Here is a 15,809-nt window from a genome sequence, read left to right as displayed (position 1 = left end):
TGATCAAAAGGGGGGCAGGTCTCCCCGCCCCCCTCACTCTCCCCCTCAGGCCCTGGTGAACCGCAGTGTGACCAGTTCGAACGGCCGCAGTCTCAGGGACACTTCGTTCCCCTCCCGACGCAGCGAGGGGGCATCGGCCGACGGGCGTTCCAGCAGGTCCGTGGCCGTGACCCCGGTGACCTCGAACCCCGCCCGGACGGTGGCCCGCGCCCGTCCGCCGTGCGCCTCGTGGAAGCGGACCACCACGTCCCCGCTGCCGTCGTCGGCCAGTTTGACCGCCGTGACGACGACCGCGTCCTGGTCGACGGCCACCAGCGGAGCCACCTCCCGCGAGCCGCGCACCGACCGCTCGGGGAGATTGATCCGCCATCCCTCCCGCACCGCGTCCCCGATCCCGGCCCCCGGCACCAGCGCGTGCCGGAAGCGGTGGACGCCCTGGTCGGTCTCCGGGTCGGGGAAGCGCGGGGCGCGCAGCAGCGACGCCCGGACCGTGGTGGTCGTGCCCCGGTCGCCGTCCGTGCGGACGTCACGGGTCACATCGTGGCCGTACGTCGAGTCGTTGACGATCGCCACGCCCCAGCCGGGTTCCTCCAGGTGCACGAAGCGGTGGTTGCAGGCCTCGAACTTGGCCGCCTCCCAGGAGGTGTTGGTGTGGGTGGGCCGGTGGAAGTGCCCGAACTGCGTCTCCGACGCGTACCGTTCGGCGTGCAGGTCGAGCGGGAAGGCGAGCTTGAGGAACTTCTCGGTCTCGTGCCAGTCGACCTCCGTGTCCACCAGCAACCGCCGCTCCCCCGGTGCCAGTGAGAGGACCTGGGTGACGCGGGAGGCGCCGAAGGTCCTCGTGATCCGCACCCCGTGGCCCTCGGCGGCGATCTCGTCCACGTCGGTGAGGTCCGTGACCGTGTGACGGTAGAACTCGTCGACGTCCCACGCGTCCCACATGTTCGGGAAGTCGGGGTGGAGTTGGAGGAGGTTGCCCGCCCGGCCCGGTGCGATGGTCTCCCGGTCGGCCTCGATGTCGTACGCGGAGACGACCAGGCCGCGCCCGTCGATCTCCACCCGCAGGATGCCGTTGTCCAGGACGTGCCCGCCGCCGGGACGCCCGGTCACCGTCGTGCGGCCCTCGACGACCGCCGTTTTGGCGCCGCCCGCCGCGACACCGCCCCGGCCGTGGGGGGCGGAGTTGAAGAGCAGGTCCTGGGTCCCCTCTCCCGCCAGCGCGCGCTGGGCCGCGTCGATGATGCCGTTCAGCTCGTCCGCGAGCCGCTCGTACGTCCGGCGCGCCTCGCGGTGCACCCAGGCGATGGAGGATCCCGGCAGGATGTCGTGGAACTGGTGCAGCAGGACCGTCTTCCAGATGCGGTCCAACTCCTCGTAGGGGTAGGTAAATCCGGTCCGTACGGCCGCTGTCGCCGCCCACAGCTCGGCCTCGCGCAGGAGGTGTTCGCTGCGGCGGTTGCCCTGCTTGGTCTGGGCCTGGCTGGTGAGGGTGGCCCGGTGGAGTTCGAGGTACAACTCCCCCACCCACACCGGTGGTTCGGGGTACTCGGCCTCGGCCTTCTCGAAGAACTCCGCCGGGGTCTCCCAGGCCACGGTCGCCGACCCTTCGAGGTCGCGCAGGCGGGCCGCCTTGGCGATCATCTCCCGGGTGGTGCCGCCGCCCCCGTCCCCCCAGCCGGTGGGGGCGAGGGAGTGCCGGGCGGCTCCCTTGTCCTTGAAGTTCCGTGCCGCGTGGGCGATTTCGCTGCCCTTCATGGAGCAGTTGTAGGTGTCGACGGGCGGGAAGTGGGTGAAGATCCGCGTGCCGTCGATGCCCTCCCAACGGAAGGTGTGGTGGGGGAACTTGTTCGTCTGGGACCAGGAGATCTTCTGGGTCAGCAGCCACTTGGAGCCGGCCGCCTTGATGATCTGTGGCAGTCCGGCCGCGAACCCGAAGGTGTCGGGCAGCCACGCCTCCTCGTTCTCGATGCCGAACTCGTCGAGGAAGAACCGCTTCCCGTGTACGAACTGACGGGCCATCGCCTCCGAGCCGGGCATGTTGGTGTCCGACTCCACCCACATGCCGCCGGCGGGCACGAACCGCCCGTCGGCGACGGCCTTCTTCACCCGGGCCCAGACCTCGGGCCGGTGGTCGCGCACCCAGGCCCACTGCTGGGCCTGGGACATGGCGAACACGAACTCCGGCTCGTCGTCGAGCAACGCGGTCATGTTGGAGGTCGTCCGGGCGACCTTGCGGACCGTCTCACGCAGCGGCCACAGCCACGCCGAGTCGATGTGCGCGTGGCCGACGGCGCTGATGCGGTGGGCTGAGGGAACGGCGGGCTCCGACAGGACCGTCTCCAGCCGTACGCGCGCCTGGGCCGCCGTGCCGTTCACGTCCTGGAGGTCCAGCGCGTCCAGCGCCTTCTCCACGGCCCGCAGGATCTCCCAGCGGCGCGCCGACTCCACCGGCAGCTCGGCCATCAGCTCGCCGAGCACCTCCAGGTCGATCACCAGCTGCCACACCGTCTCGTCGAGGACGGCGAGGTCCATGCGCGCCAGCCGGTACTGCGGCTCGCTGCCCGCGGTCTCCTTGTCGCCCAACTGCGTGGGCAGGAAGGGGTGGTAGTCGAGGATGACGGGGTTGGAGGCGGCCTCGACGTGCAGGCGCACCTCCTCGCCGCCCTCGACGGGCGCCCCGATCCGCACCCACTGGTTGCGCGGGTTGAGGCCCTTCACGGGGGTGCCGTCGGGCCGGTAGACCAGGCCCTCGCACTGGAAGCCGGGCATGTTCTCGTCGAAGCCGAGGTCCAGGATCGCCTCCACGGTCTTCCCGGCCCACTCTTGGGGGACGGTTCCGGTGACGCGGAACCAGCTCGTGCCCCAGGGAGCGCCCCAGCGGGCGCCCACGGCGATGGGCTCCGGCTCGGCCGCCAGGCCTTCGGCGACGGGCACCGGCTCGTCGGGCGCGTGCCACACCGCCACCTCCAGCGGCACGGACTCGGGGTACACGGCGGGGCGGAGGCGCTCGTCGAGGACACGCTTGAGGCGGCCTTCGACCAGGCTGCGGTCGTCATGCATGCGGGGTGCTCTCCAAGGTTCCGGGGGTTACCAGAGGTGGGTCACGGGGTCACCAGGGGTGGGTGACCGTCACGGGGGCCGACGAGGTGTAGAGCTCCCCCACGGCCCGCAGCTCCAACCGCGCCTGCCTCTCGCCCTGTTCGGGCCGCAGGCCGGCGACGAAGTAGGCGCGCTGGCAGGTACCGCCGAGGAAGCGCCGGGTGCCGTCGGGCAGGAGCCGGTGCAGGGTGTAGTGGCGGACGGCGCCGGGAGCGGGGTTCCAGGCCAGGCGCAGGTCGCCGCCGGAGGCCGCGGTGACGCGCAGGCCGGAGGGCGGGCAGGGGGTGCGGAGGGTGTCGTACACGGCGAGTCCGCCGAGCCGCCACTTCAGCGCACCGGTGCCGATGAGCCGGACGCCGAGCGCGTGGACGGTCCCGGAGAGGCCGGTGAGCCGTACGGTCGAGGTCCGCCAGCCGTCGCCGCCGGTCACGGGGAGATAGGTGTACGGCGGTGTCTCCCCCGGTGCGCCCGGCTCGGCGGTGGCCACGGCGAGCTCGACGCCCACCTCGCCCTCGTCCGTCCGGTGGGTCAGCTCGACCACCGTGTCACCGCTGACCGGCAGCCGTACGGCGTACAGGTCCACGGTGACCGGTGCGTCCGGCGCGCCGTCCACGAGGACGCTGCTGCCGCCCCGCCAGGCGTCCGCGAAGTCGAAGGAGACAGCCGGCCGCGCTCCCCGCGTCCGCACCACCCACCGCCGCGAAGGCAGCCGGTCCTGCAAGCCGAGGTGGTTCCAGGCGGCGTCCGAGGTGACGGCCCCCTTCTCGTACCACCGCAGCCCGTGCCCGGTGTTGAACACGCTCGCGAACGGCAGCGAGGTGATCGTCGACCGGTCCGCGACCGACACCGCCGGTGCCCGCCAGGCGTCCGTGTCGTCCGGCCGTGAGGGATCGAGCGAGGCCCCGGTCCAGAAGCGGTCGTCGGCCGCGTGGAAGTCCCGCGGTGTCCGCCGGTCCGTGGGCAGGTGGTTGCGGGTCCACTCGGGCCGGTACAGCCCGATGGAGGTCACGTGGTCCCTGTCCTTGGGCACGATCGCGTCCCAGTTCTCGGACGTGTTCCAGCCGTTGGCCTCCACGTCCACGCCCGCCCACAACTCATAGCGGTCGCGCCCCAGTCGCTGGGCGAGTGTGCCCGAGGAGGCGAGAGTGGCCGCCGTCCACCGGAAGTCGACGAACATGTCGTCGGCGGCCTCGAAGAACGACTGGTTGCGGCTGTTCAGCGCACCCTGCCAGCTCACCGTGCCGCTCACGGTCATCGAGTCGTACCACGTGACCCGCAGCCCCCTCGCCGCGGACAGGGACTTCAACTCCCGTACGAATCCGAGCATGTCCGACCCGAGGGCCGAGTCCCCTCCGCCGGTCTCCGCGTTGACGAACCACCCGTCGAAGCCGTACGCCGTGGCGACCGCGACGAGTTGGGCCGCCAGTGGGTACCGGCCGGCCGCGTCCTTCTGGACCAGGTCGCGGATCCACCGCAGCTGTCCGCCGTAGGCGACCGGTGGAAGGAAGACGTTGCCGAGGACGGGCACGCCGTGGCGGTGGGCGGCGTCCACGATCGGGGCGTTCGGCGCGAGGATCAGTCCCTCGCCGGACGAGCCGCCCCAGAAGACCAGTTCGTCGACGTACGCCCAGTGCCCGAAGGCGTAGTAGTCGGACGTGGCCGAGCCCTGCGAGGGGTTCCCGGCCGTCGGTCCGAAGGACACCAGCGACTGGATGCGGGCCTGGCCCGCGCGGGCCGTGGTGTTCGCGGGCGTCGGGGTGAAGCGGCCGGCGAGCGGTACGGCGGCCGCGTTGAAGGCGAGGTCGGCGTCGTCGGCCGCCCGCCAGGTCTTGAGGCTGCGCCAGGTGATGCCGGTGCCGGGGCTGCCGGAGGGCAGGGAGTCCGGGTACCAGTAGGTGGCGTACGGCTGGAGCGCGGTCGCCGTCGCCGCCTTCGCGGGCAGCGCGGGCAGCAGGGCGGTCGCGGTCGCGGCGAGCAGGACCGTGCGTCTGGTGGGGTTCACGAGCGGGTGCCTCCTAGTGGTCCACGTGGGGTGGGAGTACCTGTTCGGATGCGACGACCTCGGTGATGCCGCGCGCGGACAGGTGGTCCTGGTCGGCGGCACGGGTGGCGAGGACGGTGGTGGGGCGGACGCCGTCGGCGACCAGCCGGAACCAGGCGTCGAACACCGGTCCGCCGGGCGCGCAGAGCGAGCGGGCGGCGGGATCGGCGGGGACGACGAGGGCTGTCGTACGAGGTGCGGGCGGCCCGGAGCCCGCGCGTGCCGCCCGCTCCAGCACCCGGGCCGTGTCCTTCGGCGTGCGGTCGTTGGCCAACAGGCCCAGCCCGTACTCGAGTTCAGGGAAGTCGGCCAGCTCACGGGACACGTCGTGGGAGCACCACCAGGTGATGCCCCACAGGTCGGGGCAGTCCAGGGCGTTCGCCACGGTGGCCTCGGTGAACGCGGCGGCGTGCTCGGGCGGCACCAGCGGCGCGGGCGCGCCGACCTCCTGGAGCCAGACCGGCCGGTGCGGATCGTCGGCCCAGGCCTTGCTGAGCTCGACGAGGTAGGCGGCGTGGTGCTCGGCCGGGACGGAGGTACGGCCGTGGCGCTGGGCGGTGCCGTTGAAGACCCAGGAGTGCACGGCGGTGACGGCGCCGTGGCGGGCGGCCTGGGCGGGGGTGAAGGGCTGGTCGTCCTGGTACCAGGTGGCGTCGTACTCGGCGTGCAGGTGCAGCCTGCCGGGGGCGCCCTCCTCGCAGGCGGCCAGCATGCGGGTGAGCCAGGCGTCGATCTGCTCGGAGGTGGCCCGGTCCGGGTCGGGATGGGGGCCCGCGGAGAACTGGTTGACCTCGTTGCCGAGGGTCATGCCGAGGAAGTTGGGGCGGTCCGCCAGTGCCGCCGCGAGGGTGCGCAGATAGGCGGCCTGGCCCTCGACGACCTGCGGGTCGGTGAAGAGGTTGCGGCGGTGCCAGGTCCGGGTCCAGGCCGGCAGGAAGTCGAAGCTGCTCAAGTGCCCTTGCAGACCGTCGACGTTGACGTCGAGACCCCGCTCGGCGGCGGCGTCGACGAGGCGCACGAGGTCCGCGACGGCCCGCTCCCGGATCAGGGTGCGGTTCGGCTGGAAGTACGGCCACAGCGGGAAGACCCGGATGTGGTCCAGGCCCAGGGCGGCGATCGAGTCGAGGTCGGCGCGGACGGTGTCCAGGTCGAAGTCGAGCCAGTGGTGGAACCATCCGACGCTCGGGGTGTAGTTGACGCCGAAGCGCACGGCAGCGGGCATGCGGAGTCCTTGTCAGACGCGAGGCGGGGGTTTCAGCCCTTCACCGCCCCCTCGCCCACCCCGCGGAAGAAGTACCGCTGGAGGCCGGCGAAGAGAGCGATCAGCGGGGCCACGGCGATGACCGTGCCCGCGGCGACGAGCCGTTCGTCGTTGGCGAAGGTGCCGTGCAGATAGTTGAGGCCGATGGTCAGCGTGAACTTCGACGGGTCGCTCAGCACGATCAACGGCCACAGGAAGTCGTCCCACGCGCCCATGAAGGCGAAGATGGCGACGACGGCCACCGTCCCCTTCACCGACGGGAGCGCGATCCGCAGGAACCGCTGCCATACGTTGGCGCCGTCGACGTAGGCCGCCTCCTCGATCTCGTAGGGCAGGTTGAGGAAGGCGTTGCGCATCAGCAGGACGTTCATCGCGCCGATGCAGCCCGGCAGGACCACGCCGACCAGGGTGTTGTTGAGGCCGAGCTCCCGCATGGTGGTGAACTGGGCGATGATGATGCCCTCCACCGGCACGAGCATCGCCAGGATGAAGGCGAGGGTGGCCGCGCGGCGGCCGCGGTAGCGCAGTCGGGCCAGGGCGTATCCCGCGAGTGCCGAACCGACGCAGTTGGTCACGACGTTGGCGGTGGCGACCTTCAGGGAGTTGAAGGCGTAGTCCCAGACGGGGATGGTGTCGGCGACCCGCTCGTAGTTGTGCAGGGTGGGGTGTTGGGGCAGGAAGCTCGGCGGGGAGCTGTAGATGTCCTCGGTGGGGCCCTTGAGGGAGGTCGACAACTGCCACAGGAAGGGGCCGACGGTCAGGGCGAGGACGGCGAGCAACAGGACGTATCTCAGTACCAGTTCGCCCTTGCGTACCCGGGTCACGACTCCGCCCTCCGGTCGGCGCGCAGCACGAGCAGCATCAGCGCGACGGTGACGACGAAGACGACGACCGAGATCGCGGAGGCGTAGCCGACACGGCCCGTGAGTCCGGTGCCGGTGCGTTGGACGAGCATCACGAGCGTGGTGTCCTCGCCGGCGGGGCCCCCGCTCGGGCCGGCCATGAGGTAGACCTCGGAGAACACCTTGAAGGCGGCGACCGAGGACAGCGCCCCGACGAGTGCCATGGTCGAGCGGACGGCGGGCACCGTCACCGTGACGAACCGGCGGACGGCCCCGGCCCCGTCCACCGCGGCGGCCTCGTGCAGCTCGCGCGGCACGTTGGCCAGCGCGGCCAGGTAGATGATCATGTAGTAGCCGAGGCCCTTCCACACCGTGACGGCCATCGCGCTCAGCAGGAGCAGCCACTGGTCGCTCAGGAAGCCGACCCGGCCGACCCCCACGCTCTCCAGCAGCGAGTTGATCAGGCCGCGTTCGTCGAGCAGCCACACCCAGATGAGTCCGACCACGACGATCGACGCGACGACCGGGGTGTAGAAGGCGGACCGGAAGAAGGTGATACCGGGGATGTTCTTCTGGACGAGAAGCGCGAGCAGCAGCGGCAGGATCACCAGCGCGGGCACGACTCCGAGGACGTACAGCGTGCTGTTGCGCAGGCCGATCCAGAACATGTCGTCGTGGAGCAGCTCGCGGAAGTTGGCGAGGCCCACGAACTCGCCCGGGATCAGGGTGCGTTTGTCGGTGAAGGCGTTCACCAGCGTGGAGACGAACGGGTACAGGATGAACGCGCCGATGACCAGCAGGCCGGGTGCGGCGAACAGCCAGGGGCTCAGGGGCAGCTGGCGCCGCACTCGCGATACGGAAGCCATGCCTACCCCTGCTGCTGGAGCAGCGTGTCGCAGGCCTTGACAGCGTTGTCGAGAGCTTCCTTCGGGCTTTCCTTGCCCTGGAGAGCCTTGGCGACCTCGTTGCGCAGGGCCGTCTTCATCTGCTCGCTGAACAGCACGGGCGTGTAATTGACCGCGTTCTTGAGGGACTTGGCGGCGGCGACGCGCACCCGTGTCTCGTCCGTCCCGTCCTCCTCGGTGAAGTACGGGTCGTCCAGTGATCCCGCGGTGCTGGGGAAGATGGCGACCTTCTTCGCGAAGGACATCTGGTGCTCGGCGTCGGTGACGTAGTGCGCGAAGGCGACGGAGGCGGCCTTCTTCTTGGTCTGCGCGTTCACCATCACGCCCATCACGTACATGTTGACGTGCCCGGTGCTGGTGATCTGGTCGGTGATGCCGATGTTCTTGTACAGGTTCGGCGCCTGCTTCTTGAAGTTGCCGAGGTCGAGTGCGCTGCCGGGGTTCAGGGCGACGGCACCGGTGAGGAACTTCTTGCCGGAGGACTCGGGCGTGGCGGTCAGCGCCTGCGGGTCGAGCGCCTTGGCGTCGTACAACTCCTTGTACTTGGTGAGGAGTTCCACCCCCTTGGCGTCGTTGAAGGCGAAGGCGGTGCCCTCGGAGTTCATGAGCTGGACGCCGTAGCGGCCGAAGTCCTCGATGGTGGGCACGTTGGCGAGGGTGGCGACCTTGCCGTCGGTCTTCTCCGCCAGTTCCAGCGCGTCGGCGAAGAGGTCGTCGTACGTCTTCGGCGGCTGGTCGGGGTCGAGCCCGGCCTCCTTGAACAGCGACTTGTTGTAGAAGAGCGGGCCGGTGTTGAGGTACCAGGGGAAGGCGTACGTGCCGGTCATGCCCGGGATCCGGTGGCTGGCCCAGGCGCCGTCCAGGTACTCCTTCTTGTACTGTCCGGCCGCCTTGTCGAGGTCGAGCGCGAGGCCGGCCTTGGCCAGGGGCGCGACCAGGTCCGGGGAGACGTTGACGACGTCGGGCAGGGTGCCGCCCGCGGCGTCCGCGCTGATCTTGTCGGCATAGCCCTCGGCGGGCTGGTCGATCCACTTGACCTTGGTGCCGGGGTACTTCTTCTCGAAGTCGGTGATCAGGCCCTCGAAGTAGTCCTTGAAGTTCGCCCGGAGATTCCAGGTCTGGAAGGTGATGTCGCCCTCGACCTTTCCGGAGGCGTCGGACGAGCCTGTGTCGTCGCTCCCGGAGCCGCACGCGCTCAGCGGCACGAGGAGACAGGCGGCGGCAGCGGCAGCGAAGGTTCTGCGGGAAATGGGCACGGCGAACCGTTCTCCTTTGCGGCGGAGTTGGTCAACGACGGAGACCCTGCACGCCGCTCCACGGGCCCGTCAATGCATCTCGCACAGCTAATTTGTTTAGTGACTAATGCGCATTAGGTTGACGGAGCTGAACCGCATTAGTGCATACTGGACGGACGAACCGACGGGGGAAATGGGGAAACAGCGTGTCAGGCAAGCGGTCACCGGTCCGCAGGCCCACGATGAAGGACATCGCGCGGCGGGCCGGGGTCTCCCAGAGCGCGGTCTCCTTCGCGTTGAACGGCCGCCCCGGGGTCTCCGAGGACACCCGCGACCGGGTGCGACAGGTCGCCGAGGAACTCGGCTGGCGCCCCAGCACCGCGGCCCGCGCACTGTCCGGCGAGGGCGCCGCCACGGTCGGCTTCGTCCTGGCCCGGCCCGCCGAGACGCTCGGCGTCGACTCCTTCTTCCTCCAGCTCGTCTCGGGGATACAGGAGGTGCTGGCGGAGCGGCACCTCGGGCTGCTGTTCCAGGTCGTGGAGGACGTCGAGGACGAGTGCGCGGTGTACCGGCGCTGGTGGGCCGAGCACCGGGTGGACGGCGTCCTGGTGGTCGACCCGCGAACGGACGACCCCCGCACCGGAGTTCTCGACGAACTGGGCCTGCCCGGTGTGGTGATCGGCGGCGCACCCGAGGAACGCCACCCCGGACTGTCGACCGTCTGGGCGGACGACGCGGGCGCGATGGCCGCGGTCGTGGACGAGCTGTACGCGCTCGGCCACCGGCGGATCGTGCACATCGCGGGCCTGCCGGGGCTCGCGCACACCGAGCGCCGGGTCCGCACCCTGCGCGCGGAGGCCGAGCGGCGCGGGCTGACCGGGGTGAAGTCGGTGACCACCGACTACTCCGACGCGGAGGGCGCGGCCGTGACCCGCCGGGTCCTGGAGGCGTCCGCTCCCCCGACCGCGCTGATCTACGACAACGACGTGATGGCCCTGGCCGGAGTCGCCGCCGCGACCGAGCTGGGCCACTCGGTGCCCGGGGACGTGTCGGTCGTGGCCTGGGAGGACTCGGCACTGTGCCGCATGGTCAAGCCCTGGCTGTCGGCGCTGTCCCGGGACAGCGTGGAGTTCGGCCGCACGGCGGCCTCGGAACTGACCGCGCTGCTGGACGGCGGCCCGGCGCGGACCGTACGGGTGCCGGTGCCCAGGCTGATCGTGCGGGACAGCACGGGAGTTGCGCGTGAGGTGCGCCCGCTACGATGAGCAGTCCGTTCGGATCGGGTGGAGGGGCTGGGCAGTTGGGCGAGCAAGCGGATGTGATGGTCCCGGTCGAGGTGGACGGGCAACGGATCCTCGTCTCGGTCGGCCCGTCCGGAGCCCAGGCCGGATCCGGCCTGGCCGAGGAGCAGGAGATCGGCTGGCGCACCCCTCGTCTGGAGACCGTGCTCGACAGCCTGACCGCCGTTGCCCGGGCCATGGGCACTCGGCTCCAGCAGACCGGCGCGTCGAGGGCGACGGTGGAGTTCGGCTGCGATGTCGCCGTCGACACGGGCCAGTTGCTGGCGGTGGTGGGTAAGGCGTCCTCGAAGTCGGCGTGGAAGGTGACGCTTGAGTGGACCGCCCCGGGAACCGGTGAGGAGTCCTAGGAGCCCTGCGCATGGACGGCTGGAGAGACTCGTTGGCGGCCGCCACCGTCGCCCTGGACCTCCTGGACGGCAGCGGCGGCGGAACTGGATTCGTCCTCGCGCCCGGAACCGTGGTCACCTGCGCGCATGTGGTCGCCGGGGCCGCCACGGTGCGCGGTCGCATCGTGGCGAGCGGCACCGACCTCACACTGACGGTGTCCGAGGACGCGGTCCATCGCGCGACGAACGGCCTCGACATCGCCTATCTCCACTACGACGCGGCGACGCAGGACCTGCCGTACATCCTCACCGCACCGCACCTCTCCCTCGGCGACCGCCTGTGGGTTCACGGGCATCCGCGCGGGGACTACCGGGCCGGCCAGTGGGCCGCGCTGGAACACCAGGGCGACTCCCGTCTGTCCTTCGACGACCCGCTGGCGCTGCCCCGCGGCTACGGCACCCCCGTCGGCGAGGGCTTCAGTGGCAGCCCGGTGGTCAACCAGCGCACCGGCGGGGTGTGCGGGATGCTCGCCCGCTCCAACAAGGCGGGCAGCACACACATGATCCCGGTCTCCGAGATCCTGGACCGGTTCCCCGCCCCAGCACCACCCGTGTCCTGGCTCGACGTTCTCACCGACGAGCAGCTGCGGGCCGGCGGGCACCGCTATCCCGGCCCCCGGCTGCGCGACTACCTCAGCGCCGCTCGGGATGCCGCGGACGAGCACCCGTACGCCGCGGTCCTCACCGACGCGCAGGACATTCCGCTGTCCACCGTCTACGTCCGCCTGGAGGCGGCGCCCGCCGACGACACGACGGTGGAAGCTCCCCCGGACCGCGAACGGCGGCGGGGCAGGGCACGGCCGAGCGCCGAGAGTGTCCTTCCGGACCACCGCCACGTCCTGTTCACCGGCGGTGCCGGAACAGGCAAGTCGAGCCTCCTGCGGCGGCTGACCTACACCGGAGCCGCTGCCTGGCTGGACGACCCGGCACGGGCGCCGTCGTACATTCCCGTCCGCGTGGAGGCCTCCGAACTCCTCGACCGCCCCTTCCCGGAGGCCCTGGCCCGGGCGGTCGGCCGTGGTCTCCAGGGGCTGCGGCGCTCACTGCCCCCGGAGTCCTTCGAAGCCGCCCCGCTGCCCTCGGTGGACTGGCTGGTGTGCGTCGACGGGCTCGACGAAATCCTCGACCCGGACGGGCGCGGCAAGGTCATCCGGCTGGTCCAGAACTGGGTTCGTGAACCCTACGTGCGCTTCGTGGTCGCCAGCCGCTCGCTGGTCACCGCCGAGATGAACCGGCTCGGCGCGCTCAGCCGCTACTCACTACGGGAGTTCGGCGACGAGGACATCGCCGGCGTCGCCCAGGCCTGGTTCGCGGCGCTGGACGTGCCCGACGCACCCCGCCGGGCCGCAGAGCTGGCAGTGGGCCTGCGCCGCGGCCGTCTCGCGGAGGTCGCCCGCAATCCGCTCTACCTGACCATGATCTGCGTGGTCGCCGCCCTGCACGAACTGCCCCGCAATCCCGCCGAGCTGTACGCGCGGTTCATCGGCGTGCTGCGCGAGAAGGGCACGACACGGCTCAGGCGCAGCGGACGGGCCGGACACGGCATCACCCCGGACCTCCTGGAGCGGGTGCACGGCGTGTTGTACCCCGCCGCCGAAGCACGGCAGAGCGGTGACCCGAGACCACTCCTGCACCATGTGCGGGATCTGCTCGCCGAGCGGTTCCCGCAGTCGCCCGCGGACCGCGACACGGTCCTGGACGCCCTCACCTTCACCGGACTGGTCCGACGTCACGGTGAGGACCTGCACTTCCTCCACCACACCATTCAGGAGTACCTGGCCGCGCACTCGCTGGCGGACCGCCTCGGCCCCACCGCTCCGGAGGCCCTGGCCACCGTGCGCGAGGCCATCGCGGCCGAACGTCCCAACCTGGTGCTGTTCATGGCCGCCCGTTGGCAGGAACAGGGCATGCCGCTGGAGGAGTTCCTGCGCACCGTTGTGGACGGCGGCGGCTGGCGCGACCTGCTGCTGTGCGCGACGATCCTGAGCGACGAACTGGTGGCGGACGAGGAACTGACGGGCCGGTTCACCCGAGCGGTGATCAAACTGACCCACCGGTCCGTCACGGTGGGAGACCTCGATGTCCCCACCGTGCTGGACCGGCTGTACGCGGTGCTCGACACAGCGGGCCTGGCCGCGGTCGTCACCGATCCCGCCCTCCCGCACGCGGTGCGTGCCGAAGCGCTGAAGCATCATGTGCGCCGCGGTGCCGACGGCGCGGCCGAGCTGGCCGCCGGGCTGGCCGACGATCCGTGTCTCCTGGGCAGCGTGCGGGTCGAGGCGGCCTCGTCGCTGGCGCGAGCGGGCGACACCGAGGGTGCGCGCCGTCGTCTGCGCACTCTGGCGGAAGATCCCGGCCGAGTCCCGGAAACCCGGCTGGCAGCGGCCGTCGCGCTCCTCCCCCTTGACCGCCCGGCCGCGACCGACGCCCTGTGCGAGCTTCTGCGGACCTCGGAGTTCCCTCATCACCATGTCGACCATTTCCGTGACATCCGCCCCGCCCGTCTCCCCGAGGAGACACTCACCGCGCTGGCCGACGCGTTGCAGGACAATCCGGTGCTGGCCGACGATCCCTTCACGGCCCGCTATCTGAAGGGCCGGGTCCTGGCCCCGGAGCTGCCGGGCCTTCTCGTGGACCTGTGCTCGGACCCTGTCGTGCCCCTGTATCTCCGCCACCGTGCGACAGGGGAACTCCCCGCGGACCAAATGCGCCAGAACTCGGAAACCGTGCGTATGGTCCGCACCCAGGTCGTCGAAAGCCCCGACTCGCCTGACTACGCGGTGGCCATGGCGATGGACAGCATCGACGACGCGGCCCTCGCCGAACGTGTGGCACGGAACGCGCGGCTGAGCCACTTCCCTCGTCGCCAAGCCGTCACACGGCTCATCGAGCTCGGCCACCTGTCGGTCGCGAGGGAGTGCGTGGACGGTCTTCTGCCCGACATCGCGGACGGATGGGCCCTCCGGAACCTCGGCCGGGTCCTGCACATGCTGGGAGATTCGGCCCGGCACGCGCAGCTGGCGGCGGAGGCCATCCACAATCCCACGCTCTCCGTCGACGAACGCATCGCCGACACCGAGTCGCTGGCGGACCTCGGTCTCACGGACGGACTGGACGCCACATTGACGCAGATGGCCACCGATCCGACCATCGGCGCCGCGGACCGGCTCCTGGCCGTGGAAGCGCTGGACGGACTGGACGCGCCGGACGTCGACGTCCTTCTCACCGCGATCGCGGCGGACGCCACGCTGCCCGGGGATGTCCGGCAGGACGCGGCGACGCAATTACTGGCCACTGGGGAGCGGGACACCGCCTCGCGGCTGCTGCGCCGGATCGCCGAGGACCCGCACGTAGGCATGGACGACCGCGTCAAGGCGCTCTCGGCACTGGCGGAGGTCGACGTGCGCGCCGCCTCCGAGACTCTGCACCACCTCCTCGACGAGGCCGGACTGCCCGACGAACACCTGTGGCGGCTTCTCGATCTCGGGGACGCCCTGAGTCCCGACGCCACACTCCGCGGACGCCTCGACACGATGCTGGAGGACGAGTCCGTGCCCACGGACTCGCTGCTGGGGATCAAGGACGATTCCTGGCTGCACCGCTCGGCCGTCGTACCCCACGCCGGCCGGACGCTGACGCGTATCGCCACGGACCCCACGGCCGACCCGCTCGCCCGGGCCCGGGCCGCCTGCGACCTCCTCGGGCTGATCCCCTACCCGCGGTGGAGAACGCTGATGGCCGGCGTCGGCCACGATCCGCTGCACAGCCTGAGCCTCCACCTGACGCTGGGAGCCCTGTCCACCCACACGTCCAACCCGACCCTGTGGCAGACCCTCGGTTTCTACCAGGGCGACGAGGGGACGCGCGTCCCGGCGACCGCCCTCGCCGGGACGGATTCCCACGACCCCGCCGCTCGGTGGGTCGACCTCGTCACGCGACGGCAACCGGAGGCAGTCACCCGGCTCGGGCACCTGTGGCTCCTGGTGGAGGACGAACGCACCGACGTCCACGTACGCGCAACGCTTCTCTCCTGGGCCCAGGACGATTCGGCCCCCCTCCCGGAGAGATGCGCGGCCGTCGACACCGTCGGCGGAGTCCTCGACGAGCCGTGGTTCGCCCTGGCCGACGACGACAGCACCCCACCGGAACTCCGAGTCGCGATCTGCGAGCATCTGCCGACAAGTGGCGCGCTCAACCGCATTCCCGTCGCCCGCGCCCTGGCCCGTGACCCGGCCTGCCCCGTCGGGGTCCGCGCGCGGGCCGCCGCGCTGCTCGCCGCGGACCTCGGTGAGGAGGGCCGGGCCCTCCTGCGCTCGCTCTCCCGTCCCGGCACGTCCGACCCGCAGGCCCATCTCGCCGTGGCGGCCGCCTGGTCGAAACTCGACGTCGGACGTGAGGCGGAGGCCGCCTGTCGCAGAGTCGTGGACGGCGACGACGCGAACGCGCAGCAGCGTGTTCTGGCGGCGGCCCGGCTCATGAAATGGCGCTCGGCGCGGGGACGGGCGTCGGAAGTGTTCCGCTCCGCGCTCGCCGACCGACACGCATCCGTCGCCGTACGTGTCGAAGCCGCTGAGACGCTGATCGCCTTCCGTGAAACGGCCGAGGCCCACCTGGGCCTGTTGCGCCTGGCCCTCGAACTCGGCCCCGGTCACCGGGAACAGGCCCGCGTCCTCGACCTCCTCCCCTGTGATCTGCGGGCGTGCGTGCCGCTCGCCCAGGAGGCGGCACGCACGAGCTGA

At 71.1% G+C, this 15,809-nt stretch carries 9 protein-coding genes; 3 read left to right on the top strand and 6 right to left on the bottom strand.

Going from position 1 to position 15,809, the window contains the following annotated elements:
* Positions 1-45 precede the first annotated feature (45 nt).
* The 6 genes from ABZ098_RS15440 to ABZ098_RS15415 are packed head-to-tail and all read right to left on the bottom strand — an operon-like array spanning position 46 to position 9,404.
* Positions 46-3,060, bottom strand: a complete 3,015-nt coding sequence (locus ABZ098_RS15440; RefSeq protein WP_356591107.1) for a glycoside hydrolase family 38 C-terminal domain-containing protein — start codon at positions 3,058-3,060, stop codon at positions 46-48.
* Between the two features lie 49 nt (positions 3,061-3,109).
* Positions 3,110-5,101, bottom strand: coding sequence for an endo-beta-N-acetylglucosaminidase (locus ABZ098_RS15435; protein WP_356591105.1), 1,992 nt, complete (start codon positions 5,099-5,101; stop codon positions 3,110-3,112).
* Between the two features lie 13 nt (positions 5,102-5,114).
* Positions 5,115-6,362, bottom strand: coding sequence for a glycosyl hydrolase (locus ABZ098_RS15430; RefSeq protein WP_356591103.1), 1,248 nt, complete (start codon positions 6,360-6,362; stop codon positions 5,115-5,117).
* 32 nt (positions 6,363-6,394) lie between these two features.
* Positions 6,395-7,225 (bottom strand): carbohydrate ABC transporter permease, encoded by an 831-nt coding sequence (locus ABZ098_RS15425; RefSeq protein ID WP_356591101.1) that lies wholly within the window; start codon positions 7,223-7,225, stop codon positions 6,395-6,397.
* A complete protein-coding gene (locus ABZ098_RS15420) occupies positions 7,222-8,109 on the bottom strand; it encodes a sugar ABC transporter permease (protein WP_356591099.1) in 888 nt (295 codons plus the stop codon). Before ABZ098_RS15420 ends, ABZ098_RS15425 begins: the two co-directional genes overlap by 4 nt.
* 2 nt (positions 8,110-8,111) lie before the next feature.
* Positions 8,112-9,404 (bottom strand): sugar ABC transporter substrate-binding protein, encoded by a 1,293-nt coding sequence (locus ABZ098_RS15415; RefSeq protein ID WP_356591097.1) that lies wholly within the window; start codon positions 9,402-9,404, stop codon positions 8,112-8,114.
* Between the two features lie 221 nt (positions 9,405-9,625).
* Here ABZ098_RS15415 and ABZ098_RS15410 point away from each other — a divergent pair, with 221 nt between their 5' ends.
* From ABZ098_RS15410 to ABZ098_RS15400, 3 genes are read left to right on the top strand one after another with little or no spacing between them, the layout of a single operon-like run.
* Complete coding sequence (locus tag ABZ098_RS15410; protein WP_356591442.1) at positions 9,626-10,648, top strand: LacI family DNA-binding transcriptional regulator; 1,023 nt, start codon at positions 9,626-9,628, stop codon at positions 10,646-10,648.
* Between the two features lie 35 nt (positions 10,649-10,683).
* A complete protein-coding gene (locus ABZ098_RS15405; protein ID WP_356591095.1) occupies positions 10,684-11,031 on the top strand; it encodes a CU044_2847 family protein in 348 nt (115 codons plus the stop codon).
* An 11-nt stretch (positions 11,032-11,042) separates the two neighbouring features.
* Positions 11,043-15,809 (top strand): trypsin-like peptidase domain-containing protein, encoded by a 4,767-nt coding sequence (locus ABZ098_RS15400; RefSeq protein WP_356591093.1) that lies wholly within the window; start codon positions 11,043-11,045, stop codon positions 15,807-15,809.

This window comes from Streptomyces sp. NPDC006335 (assembly GCF_040612795.1).
Classification (GTDB): Bacteria; Actinomycetota; Actinomycetes; order Streptomycetales; family Streptomycetaceae; genus Streptomyces.
Note: the sequence above shows the minus strand (reverse complement) of the source record. Positions and strands in the feature narration are given on the sequence as shown.

What these genes read in the sequence shown, in the direction of transcription:
- ABZ098_RS15440 (WP_356591107.1), bottom strand. Translation starts at nt 3,060, where the DNA reads ATGCATGACGACCGCAGCCTGGTCGAAGGCCGCCTCAAGCGTGTCCTC.
- ABZ098_RS15430 (WP_356591103.1), bottom strand. Translation starts at nt 6,362, where the DNA reads ATGCCCGCTGCCGTGCGCTTCGGCGTCAACTACACCCCGAGCGTCGGA.
- ABZ098_RS15420 (WP_356591099.1), bottom strand. Translation starts at nt 8,109, where the DNA reads ATGGCTTCCGTATCGCGAGTGCGGCGCCAGCTGCCCCTGAGCCCCTGG.
- ABZ098_RS15410 (WP_356591442.1), top strand. Translation starts at nt 9,626, where the DNA reads ATGAAGGACATCGCGCGGCGGGCCGGGGTCTCCCAGAGCGCGGTCTCC.
- ABZ098_RS15400 (WP_356591093.1), top strand. Translation starts at nt 11,043, where the DNA reads ATGGACGGCTGGAGAGACTCGTTGGCGGCCGCCACCGTCGCCCTGGAC.